This window comes from Flavobacterium sp. TC780 (assembly GCF_056783245.1).
The window spans coordinates 21,854-32,119 of the sequence record NZ_JBXBAV010000170.1; the positions used below are offsets into that span (position 1 = coordinate 21,854).

Genomic DNA, 10,266 nt, shown 5'->3' on the forward strand with positions numbered 1-10,266 from the left:
TGAAGACAAGCATTTTTAAAAGTAAAAAATTGAAAAGCCTACTTATCCTAGATACGATCACAAGCAAAAAAAAATTATTATATAGTGTCTTCGTTATTGGTCCTTAGCGGTTTTTACCTTAATGTAGTTTGTGAGTTTCTCGTATTCTATTTTCTTTATGTAGTTTTCCATATAGTCATAGTCGATATGCCCTTTTTTATTTATCGGAAATAATAACTTTTGTCTTAACATTCGGGTTTCATTAAACTTATAGGCATATTGAAACTTGGACTTTTGGTTTAAAATACTTGTTTTTATGAACAAATATAAAAATTCATTTCCTTTTACTTCTTTTAGGCTTAATCTTTTTACATCATCAGAAAATATAGCTTTGTAAGGATGATAAAAGTTTTCTACAACACTTCCGTTGTAGTTTACTCCTAAAACATTCGAATCTAAAGAAGAATTGATATTTGAGACAAAGTTTGTAATCCCATTATTTGAATCAGATGCACCAATAAATGGGGTTTCACCCTTAAACATATCCGCTTTTGTCAGTCTTTTACCAGCCTTTATGTTAAAAACATCTTCAATAAAAAATTCTCCCCACTCTTTTTCATTAAGTGTCTCAACCTCCTTGAAATCTTTTACTTGTTCTAATTTTTTAGTAATGTAATTTTCAATTTGTTTGTTTTTTTCATGCATTTTAAACTCTATATACTTTTCCATAAAAGCATAATCAGGTTTACCTTTGGAATTTACAGGCAACAAAATTTTTTCTCTTTGAATTCTTTTGTCGTTTATTTCCCTATTAAAACCATATTTCTCATTTAGTCTTTTTGCAATACTTGATATAAATAAGTAAACGTTTTTACTAAAATCTTTATTCTCAAGTTTGGTAACGTGATCACTAGCTACAAATGAAAATGGCTGAAAAAAGGTTGCACCTACACTACCACTATTAGCAATTGTTAAACACTTTTCAAATTTTCTTACATTTTCTGTATTTCCAATAAAACCATCAACACCATTATTTAAAGCAGTTGATGAAATGTAAGGTTGATTACCTGCTTTATGGTCATCCTTTTTTAATCGTTTTCCTCTTTGAATACTTGGAAAAATTTCGTTTAAATTGAATTCACTCCACTTAATATCTCTTAAGTCCATTCTAATAAGGTTATTAGTTATCAAATAAATATTGTTTGCCTTGCAAAACCATATTTAATTCAAATGTTAGATAGTTTGCGATGGTCTTTTCAAAGTCATCTGCATTAGGAATTTCATCATTGAAATAGTAAAATGAATGCAACCATTCATCTTCAGGCTCAATAGTAGTTTTTACGCAAAATTTCGTTTCGGCTTCAATTCGGTTAAACCATACATCTAATAAATGTTGTTTTTTATCTTTAGCGTGGATGGTCTCAACAAGACCTCTATGTTTTTGGACTTCAAATCCATCTTTTTCAAAGTTAATAAACTTTACTTTCTTGTCTTTGTAATGTGGAACACCTGCAGTAAAAACTGCAATACAGGGATTTGTTCCTACTCCATAGAACGTATTTTTATTTAACGTAATCACCCCTTCCAAAGTGTGATGTTTTAAAATATTTTCTTTTATTGCCTGTTCTTCCTTAGTTTTACCTGTCATAGAAGATTGAGGAACAATTACAATTACTTTACCATCTTGAACGATAGAATTTAGTAAATGTTCAGTAAAATTGATCTCGTATAAATTCGTATTGTTTTTGCTCCCCATTGAGTAAGGTGGATTCATCATTCCAATTGTACAACCTTTTTCCTGTAATAAGGACGAGTTAAATTTTAAAAAGTCTTCTTGTTCAAGATTACTTTTCCCATCGCCACGCAAAATCATGTTTGTGGTAGCAATAGTAAACATATAAGGTTGTAGTTCTAAACCATGCAACTGGTTTTTCCTAATATTTTTTTGCTCTTCCGGATTATCCGTTTTTTGTAACATATTATGCATAGATGCGATTAAAAAACCTGCTGTTCCGCAGCAAGGGTCTAAAATTGAATCCGAAGGTTTTAATTCTACCAAGTCACAAAACAACTCGGTAACATGCTTTGGTGTTAATACAATACCTAATGATTGACCATCGCCGCCAGAATACGACATAAATTCCCCATAAAATCTTCCCAAATAATCTTCAGCAGACTGTATGTATTTAATGTTTTTATAAATGTTCTCGTATAAAAACTCTGTAAAGTGCTTTAAAGGAGTTTTCTTTAAATATTCGTTTTCTTCGTTAATGGCTTTGGTATCTTTTATTACCAAAAACTGGCTAAGTAATTTATCCTTTTTTACTTGAGGTGAAACATTGGCTCTTTTTAAGTTTTTTTCAACAGCTTCATAAATTTTTTCACCATCCGTTGTTGTTTGATCACCTACAAGGCTATCAATACTGAAACCTTTATGTTCCATCTCCCGTAATGCCAAAAGAATCCCTGAAACTATTAATGGCTTATCTTTGTCCTGAATACTACCATAGTTTCTTAAATCTTCGTGAAGATTCTTGGCATCCCTGAGAATTTCTTCTGTGGTTTTGTCTTCAGGTGTCTGCTCTTTGAGAATATTTTTAGTGTAATATTCATCAATATTTTTTTCATTGAAAAGAGTAAACGTTTCTACGTCGTCAAGTTCTTTATAACCTCCTCTTTCATCTATAAATATAGGCGTTATTTTATGTCTTTTCTCATTTCCTGAAACTCCAAAAACTATGAATTTTTTATAGGTTGTTTTCTGAGCTAAATGTTTGCCATAAAATAAAGCTCCATTTACAGCATAATTCTTTACGCTCGCAATTTCATTGCATATTAAGTCCTTTTCATTTCGCCTTACATGAAGTGAAACATCTGATTTATTTTCGATAATTAAAACAAAGTCTTTGACAACTCCGCAATATTCGGGAAAACCAACTTTTCCTGTACCTGCTTTTGAAGCTGATTTTAAAGCATTGTCAATATCTTTAATGTTGCTTCCTTGTGGGTGCAAATTAACATTCGCTTCTTTAAGCATTTCATAAACCCACAAATCTGTCAATACTTCTTTTTTTGCCATCTATCCACTCAAATTATAAATCATATGTAATAGTTGGTAAAGTTAAGTTTTTTTAACTCTTTTACCTTTCAAAAACTTTCAATTTATCAACTATTCGTATGCAGAATATTAACATAAATGTTTTCAGCAAAGGGGATCTAAATAAAAATTACACGAAAACTATTAATATTTATGCCACTTTAGCATCAATTTTAAGTATATCTTGCTTCACATTTATATTTAAAAAATAATAGGATTATCGATAATTCAGGTATGTTGGTGCATGATCAATACTAGATGCAACAACAAAAATTCTGTCTAATACCGATATTAAACCTGTCCAATCATGATCGGATTGAAGCGAGCCATTTGCTATGGCGACGCGTATTTTTTTTAAGTATTTTTTTTGCAATTCAGCTTTACGGGAAATCTCTCCTGGCAAGTATTTATTTGCGCTTCAATATTTTTCCATTTAACAGGAACCAACGTGTTATTCGCGCCAGTCAAAATATCAATGCTGAGTACATTTCAATGCTACATGCACGTCCATTGACATTTTCATATATTATTCCATCTGGTCCAATGGTTGGGTAGTTATTTGCAAGTTCAATTGCTGGCAAAGTTATTACTCTAAAATTGCTAGGGAATTTTCTTTTTTTTAAGCGTTCAGTCGCTGCTACACCTGCAGCATCATAATCAAATAACGCTATAATTTTATTGCTGATTCCAGCCGCTGCAAAAGATTTGACTGTTTTTTCAAGCATAGCTGATCCGCCCTCTGCTTTATAGGTGTCAAAATCCAGAAATGAAAAGTAGCTATACACCTTGGGATAGAGTAATTTCAAAGCTTTACTAAGTATCTTACTATCAGAAGAACCTTCGGTAAGGATTATGATTTTTTGGAATGGTAAAGTAGAATCAAGATACATCTGTGCGGTGCTTGCACAAACAGGCTCATCCTCTTTGTAATATCCCGAATCAACCACAGAGGTTATGTCTAAAATTAATTCTGAACGAGGTTCTACAGCTTCCAAAGCTCCCCGAAGAAAGTAACCTATACCGATATTCGGGTAACCTAAATACAAGTCTTCGTCAACATCATTATAATCAAGAATAAAGCTGTAGATATCGTCATGTAGCTCGAGGTTATCGCTAAAGTTGGTAATTTTGTTATCAAAAATATACTTAATTAATTTTAACCAGTATTCAAATCCACCATTCTTTAAAATATTGAGGTGTTTTTCATCACTATTTTCAACTGTATTAAATAGTTCAGCATTGTATTGCTGCCTACTTTTTAAAGCAATCTCAATACCATCAGCATATTTAAGTTTAACTTTATCTAAAGTATAACCCATGATTTCAAGGCGCAGCTTCATTGTATCAACAGAAGCCGAATACTCAAAGGTAGGCACATTATTATTATCTGTAATAGGTTGTGTATAATAAAGATCGTAGGGAACAGAACGACTTCGTCGGTCATCTTCATTAAAAAAACATGACCAAAACGTACTGATGTAGCTTTTAGACTGATCTATTTCATAACCATTTAATGTTAATGCGCAAAAACTTCCCATAGCTTTTAGTATTGTAAATATTTAAATTCAAATAATTCTTTTGCGTTTACCATTAAACTAAGAATTGGGTATGCTATAAAAAACTCCCACCTTAGATGAGAGTTTACATTGTAGCAATTCATTTCTATACAACTTATGGTGTTTTAAATTGTGAATAGTTTGTAATTTTGTGTTTCTCAACGAAAGCATAAAGTTCTTTTCTTAACTTAGTTTCGGTTGTCATCCTCTTATGTTCTTTTTCAATCGTAAAATTAAGTGAAATCTGTAGTTCTGCATCACTTGATCTTTTTGTAATATAGTCTGGGAATGCGATTACAAGATTAGCGGTACCTTTAACGCCCCTGATATCAAAACTATACTTAAGAGATATTGATGCAACGATTAGCTTGTCATGATAAAGATTGTTTTTCAGTAAAGGGTTATTTTGAAGGCCACGCCCGTTTATTTTTAATGAGTCAATTTCATCAACCAAAGCTTTGATATCTGCATGAGATTCTTGTTCTTCATCAAGATAAAGATCTATATCTGTTATTGATTGAAATTTTAAATAAATGCAGAAGTCTTTTGTAAAGGAGTAGAAAAACTGAATCCTCTGTGCGTTTGTAAAATCCTTAAACTTAATACGAATAAAATCATCACCTGGATTGATGAAGCTTTGGTCCTTGAGAAGTTTTTTTACCTCACCTACAATTAGCTCGTTTATCAAAATAGTTTCTTTTGAAGTTGAGTTCTGTTCGACTGACAATTCGAGATTCCCTTCTTTTGATTTTTTAACAAAAACCTTTCCCGAATGTTCGGTCTTGTTGCTGGTCCAGTTCTCAAGAAAGTTATAACGTTCGATTTTGTAATCGAAAATGGCCGTCTCATCCTCTATATAGAATGTCGGAGTTCCTAAAAGCTTAAAATTTGGCTCATACTTATGTGCCTCTTTAATTTTTGCAGCAAGATCCATTGGGGCAGAAAAAATATTTGTTAAATCGAAATCTGAAGTACATTTAATAGTTGCAGTTCTGAATTTAATAGTATCCTCTTTCTTCTTTTGCGCCTCATGTAAATCGCGAAAATCTTCAGGACTTACCAGAGTTTTCATCAATAACGGGATTGAATTATTCTTCTCTATGTGACCTAGAAAAACCCCTTTATCTCGAAGCAAACTGTTAATATTGGTCGTTGAAATGCTCGCGTTAACGAGGAGCTGTCTTATATGGTCGCCTTGTGGCAAAAAATCTTTTTCCATTTTTTAACTATTTCTAAAATCTGATGGATACTTACTTACTAAAAAGTTTTGATTAAAGGTGTATTTCGGAAATTTTGACAATTCGCCCTCAATAATGCCTTTGTGGTGTAATTCATTGTAATCAGGGAAAGATAAAATTGTTTTCTTCGCTGAGGCTAAATGATCGAAACTCTTTGCAAAAGAAAGAAGTTTAGATAGATTATCTTTTGAAAAACTATCTTTACAAAATATAAGAAATTCCACATCGCCTCCTTTTTCAATTCTCAATGGAATAATATTTGAAAAGATGTATTGTACAGGCATAACATCGCCGTAGCTTATAGAGTTTAAGCCGATGATATTGAGGCTAGTATTGTGATAAACAAATTTAACATTATCTACACCGTATACTTCCCTTCGCCCTAAAAATTGTTTGATGTAGAAAATCCATTCGATTGTTGTCTATTACAATAATCTTGTCGAAAATAAGATCAGCATCAATTTGCATATTGGCAATTTTAGGAATAAGTTCGTAGTCTTCCGGGCTCTTGTCCGATAGCCATACTAAAATTCCTGTAATTTCTGTTCTGGTTATTCCGCTAAATTTATAGTTTGTTTCGGAATACAGTTTAGAATTCTTGAAGCATTCAAGGGTAAACGCCAAATCTTCGAAGTGCTCTTTAAATTTTGCCTTCGGGCTGTTGGGGTACTCGTCTGCAGTGTATTTTGATGATACGACAACTATATCCAGCAACTGATCTTCAAGAGGGCTTTTACTACTTATCAGCGCATCAATACCATGAGTAGTTTTATCCCCTTTAGACGCCTTAGATTTATGTTTTGTCCCTTTAATACAGTTTATTGTCTCATTGGAAGTAACAGAATTATATCCGAGTATATCCTTAAAGAAAAAGTCGACTACCTTTTCGCCTTTTTCGCGACTGTTTTTGACCATTCTCCCATACGTTTTTAGTGTTTTATTGACTAGCTAAGATAAAGAGAATAATGCACTGTTCTTCGCCAAAATGTATATAAAATAAGAAAGTTACGAACTGATGATATATAAATTGAGAATTCATTTCTGTTTTTAACATTTTGTCAAATTAAGTGCATAGTCTGGATTTAAACTTTTCATTATCCTATTAAACAAAAAATATTAAAACATTTTTTTGTTTAATTATATTATCGTAATATTGCAATATAAATATATTACAATGGGAGCAACTAAAACAGATCACTTTACAGACCAGCAGAACGACCTTGCCATTCTGGCGAAAGCTTTAGGGCATCCCCCGTATAGCGATAATTGAATACATATTGAAAGTTAACGCTGCATCTGCGGAGATATTGTCAACGAGCTGCCTTTGGCCCAACCTACAGTTTCACAGCACTTGAAGGAACTGAAAAACGCAGGACTTATTAAGGGAAATATTGAAGGCAATGCAATCTGCTATTGCATCGATCAACCGGGATTTGAAAAAATCAAAGGCTTCTTCCAGGATATTACTGAACGATTGGAAAAGAAAAGAAGCGAGTGCTGTTAAAAATCGATTAAACATTAAAAAATAAGAAAAATGAAACTATCTGAAATTAAAAATCATCTTGCCGATCTGGAATCATTAAGCTTTATGCTTACAAATGGCACATTTGTACCGAAAATTTCCAATGTGACTGAAGCGGGCTAATTACCAAGAACTTTATTGATTGCGGCGGTACTGTAAGAAAAAGAAACAGTTGTTAACTTCCAATTGTGGGAAGACTCAAACGATGAAGACCATAGGCTGAAACCACACAAGCTTTTAAGCATTATTGCCCTATCTGAAAAAGTATTGGGTATTGAAGATTTTGAAATTGAAGTCGAATATCAGGACACAACAATCGGAAAATACGATTTAGGATTTGACGGAAAAAACTTTACACTCCAGAATAAACAGACAGCCTGCCTTGCACAAGATCAGTGCGGAGTTCCGTCAGATAAGCAAAAAGTAAGTTTATCATCAATTACTGAACAATCAAATAGCTGCACTCCTGGTGGCGGATGCTGTTAATTTCAAAAGATGACCATGATATTAAAAACAAATCTTTTCCAGGAAATTCAAAGTGTAGTTACTGCATTTAAATTCGAAAGCGTAACTGTCGAGCGCAAGGCTGTATTGCAGCCGTTAATTGACTTTATTCAGGAAAAGCACACTTCCCATGAAGAAATAAGGCTTAATCTGATATGTACCCATAATTCGCGCAGAGCCACCTTTCCCAAGTTTGGGCACAGACGGCAGCAGCTTACTATGGCATCAAAAATGTCTTTTGCTATTCCGGGGGAACGGAAGCTACTGCTTTGTTCCCGAAGGTCGCCGAAACCTTAAAACATTCCGGATTTAGGATTCAGGTAATTTCCGATGGAAACAATCCCGTATATGCCATAAAATATAGCGAAAATGAGCATCCTGTCATCGGATTTTCAAAAACCTATGATGATGCATTCAATCCTGAAAACGGATTTGCCGCAATAATGACCTGCTCCCAGGCTGATGGCGGCTGCCCGTTTATTGCCGGTGCTGAAAAACGTATTCCGATAACCTTTGAAGATCCGAAGGCGTTTGACAATACACCTCAGCAAGCTGAAAAATATCAGGAAAGAAGCCTGCAGATTGCAAATGAAATGTTTTACATATTCTCACAAATCAAATAAAAATTATGTCAGCAAATAATTGTGCACCCGTGGCAGGGCGAAAAAAATTAGGATTCCTGGATCGCAACCTAACTTTATGGATATTTCTGGCTATGGGTATTGGCGTGGCAATTGGCTATTTCATGCCTTCAAGCAGCGGATTCATTAATTCTTTTTCAAGCGGTACTACAAATATCCCGCTCGCCATAGGATTGATCCTGATGATGTACCCACCGCTGGCTAAGGTTGACTACGGCAAGATGGGCGAAGTCTTCTCAAATACCAAAGTACTTGGCGCATCATTATTTTTAAATTGGATAGTTGGTCCGATCCTGATGTTTACCTTGGCACTGCTATTTCTTAAGGGATATCCAGAATACATGATAGGCGTTATCTTAATAGGACTGGCCCGATGTATAGCTATGGTAGTGGTGTGGAACGACCTTGCTGACGGAAATCGCGAATATGCGGCTGGTTTGATCGCCCTAAACAGCGTTTTTCAGGTTTTTCTATACAGCATATACGCCTATATTTTCATCACAGTCTTGCCGCCATACTTTGGATATGATGGTTTTAACGTCGATATAAGTATAGGACAGATTGCTGAAAGTGTAGGCATCTACCTGGGCATTCCTTTTGCCTTGGGAATCATCAGCAGGTATATGCTGATTAAATTAAAAGGCAGAAACTGGTTTGAGACAAAATATGTTCCTTTTATATCACCTATTACACTAATAGCTTTATTGTTTACTATCGTGATCATGTTCAGCCTGAAAGGCGAATTGATTGTGCAGATACCCATGGATGTAGTAAGGATAGCTATCCCGCTGGTCATATATTTCACGATTATGTTTGTGGTAAGCTTCTTTACTGGAAAGTACTTCGGGGCAGATTATTCTAAAAGCGCCTCTATAGCCTTTACGGCTACAGGCAATAACTTTGAGCTGGCTATTGCTGTTGCCATTGGCGTATTCGGCATTAACAGCGGACAGGCATTCGCTGGCGTTATCGGTCCGCTTGTTGAAGTGCCTGCATTAATTGCTTTGGTAAACCTGGCCTTTTGGTTCAGAAAAAAATATTACTCAAAGCCAATGATACAATAGCTATCTGGCAATAAAGAATCTTTGCCACACCTACAATTCCGGATTTTGCTTACATCTGATGCACCCCAATGAAAAAAAATGGATAAAATATTTGATAGTATTATTATAGGCGGAGGCCAAAGCGGCTTGGCGTGTGGCTATTATCTAAGACGAAGTAAATTAGAGTACCTCATCTTGGATAAGCAGGAACGTTGTGGTGGAGCATGGCGCAATACCTGGGACAGCCTCACCCTGTTTTCACCCGCACAGCACAGCTCCCTTCCGGGGTGGCTAATGCCTAAATCAGAAAATTTGTTTCCATTAAAACAGGAAGTGATCAATTATCTCTGCCAATACAACAGCACTACCAGCTCCCTATTGAACGGAATGTAAATGTAAACACCATTACATCCGAAAACAGCATATTCAGAATCAGCACAAGCAAGGGCGAATATTTTGCAAGGACAATTATTGCCGCAACCGGAACATGGGAAAATCCTTTTGTTCCAGAGGTAAAGGGCATCGCCACATTTACCGGAATACAAATACACTATGTCCAATACAAGAATCCCGAACCATTTAAAAGCCTAAAGGTACTGGTCGTAGGCGAAGGCAATTCAGGAGCTCAAATTGTAGGTGCTGCCTCCCTAACAACAGGAGCATGTATTAACCTTAGCCAATACGTA

General features: G+C 34.8%; 10 protein-coding genes and 3 pseudogenes. 6 read left to right on the forward strand and 7 right to left on the reverse strand.

The features are described 5' to 3' along the window. Positions 1-93: 93 nt before the first annotated feature. The 7 genes from AC1RYN_RS19065 to AC1RYN_RS19095 form a co-directional block, all read right to left on the reverse strand. Positions 94-1,170 (reverse strand): restriction endonuclease subunit S, encoded by a 1,077-nt coding sequence (locus AC1RYN_RS19065; RefSeq protein WP_481808227.1) that lies wholly within the window; start codon positions 1,168-1,170, stop codon positions 94-96. Continuing rightward, positions 1,160-3,058, reverse strand: coding sequence for an HsdM family class I SAM-dependent methyltransferase (locus tag AC1RYN_RS19070; RefSeq protein WP_089055905.1), 1,899 nt, complete (start codon positions 3,056-3,058; stop codon positions 1,160-1,162). Before AC1RYN_RS19070 ends, AC1RYN_RS19065 begins: the two co-directional genes overlap by 11 nt. A 235-nt stretch (positions 3,059-3,293) precedes the next feature. Further along, positions 3,294-3,479 carry a hypothetical protein gene (locus AC1RYN_RS19075; RefSeq protein ID WP_481808228.1) on the reverse strand — a complete coding sequence of 62 codons (186 nt, stop codon included), beginning with the start codon at positions 3,477-3,479 and terminating at the stop codon, positions 3,294-3,296. Positions 3,480-3,540: 61 nt separating this feature from the next. After that, positions 3,541-4,614, reverse strand: a complete 1,074-nt coding sequence (locus AC1RYN_RS19080; RefSeq protein WP_481808229.1) for a HEPN/Toprim-associated domain-containing protein — start codon at positions 4,612-4,614, stop codon at positions 3,541-3,543. A 133-nt stretch (positions 4,615-4,747) separates the two neighbouring features. Continuing rightward, a complete protein-coding gene (gapS4b, locus tag AC1RYN_RS19085; protein ID WP_481808230.1) occupies positions 4,748-5,851 on the reverse strand; it encodes a GapS4b family protein in 1,104 nt (367 codons plus the stop codon). 3 nt (positions 5,852-5,854) lie between these two features. Continuing rightward, positions 5,855-6,118: a hypothetical protein gene (locus AC1RYN_RS19090; RefSeq protein ID WP_481808231.1), complete on the reverse strand. Its 264-nt coding sequence runs from the start codon at positions 6,116-6,118 to the stop codon at positions 5,855-5,857. A 106-nt stretch (positions 6,119-6,224) separates the two neighbouring features. Beyond that, the gene (locus AC1RYN_RS19095) at positions 6,225-6,785 is read right to left on the reverse strand and encodes a PD-(D/E)XK nuclease domain-containing protein (RefSeq protein WP_481808232.1); all 561 of its coding nucleotides are present in this window, start codon (positions 6,783-6,785) and stop codon (positions 6,225-6,227) included. 259 nt (positions 6,786-7,044) lie between these two features. On the opposite strand from AC1RYN_RS19095, the pseudogene AC1RYN_RS19100 reads away from it, so the two are divergent. The 6 genes and pseudogenes from AC1RYN_RS19100 to AC1RYN_RS19125 all read left to right on the forward strand — a co-directional run. Beyond that, positions 7,045-7,374 (forward strand): annotated as a pseudogene (locus tag AC1RYN_RS19100) (ArsR/SmtB family transcription factor). Between the two features lie 30 nt (positions 7,375-7,404). Continuing rightward, a pseudogene (locus tag AC1RYN_RS19105) lies at positions 7,405-7,878 on the forward strand (DUF6428 family protein). 15 nt (positions 7,879-7,893) lie between these two features. Beyond that, positions 7,894-8,519 (forward strand): annotated as a pseudogene (locus AC1RYN_RS19110) (arsenate-mycothiol transferase ArsC). A 5-nt stretch (positions 8,520-8,524) separates the two neighbouring features. Then, entirely contained in the window at positions 8,525-9,601 is a 1,077-nt protein-coding gene (gene arsB / locus AC1RYN_RS19115) for an ACR3 family arsenite efflux transporter (RefSeq protein ID WP_089055899.1), read from the forward strand. Between the two features lie 78 nt (positions 9,602-9,679). Next, the gene (locus AC1RYN_RS19120; protein ID WP_481808233.1) at positions 9,680-9,973 is read left to right on the forward strand and encodes an NAD(P)-binding protein; all 294 of its coding nucleotides are present in this window, start codon (positions 9,680-9,682) and stop codon (positions 9,971-9,973) included. 11 nt (positions 9,974-9,984) lie between these two features. Further along, positions 9,985-10,266, forward strand: a 282-nt coding sequence (locus AC1RYN_RS19125) for an NAD(P)-binding domain-containing protein (RefSeq protein WP_481808234.1), incomplete at its 3' end; no start/stop codon positions are given.

What these genes read in the sequence shown, in the direction of transcription:
- AC1RYN_RS19095 (WP_481808232.1), bottom strand. Translation starts at nt 6,785, where the DNA reads ATGGTCAAAAACAGTCGCGAAAAAGGCGAAAAGGTAGTCGACTTTTTC.
- gapS4b (WP_481808230.1), bottom strand. Translation starts at nt 5,851, where the DNA reads ATGGAAAAAGATTTTTTGCCACAAGGCGACCATATAAGACAGCTCCTC.
- AC1RYN_RS19120 (WP_481808233.1), top strand. Translation starts at nt 9,680, where the DNA reads ATGGATAAAATATTTGATAGTATTATTATAGGCGGAGGCCAAAGCGGC.
- AC1RYN_RS19070 (WP_089055905.1), bottom strand. Translation starts at nt 3,058, where the DNA reads ATGGCAAAAAAAGAAGTATTGACAGATTTGTGGGTTTATGAAATGCTT.
- arsB (WP_089055899.1), top strand. Translation starts at nt 8,525, where the DNA reads ATGTCAGCAAATAATTGTGCACCCGTGGCAGGGCGAAAAAAATTAGGA.
- AC1RYN_RS19080 (WP_481808229.1), bottom strand. Translation starts at nt 4,614, where the DNA reads ATGGGAAGTTTTTGCGCATTAACATTAAATGGTTATGAAATAGATCAG.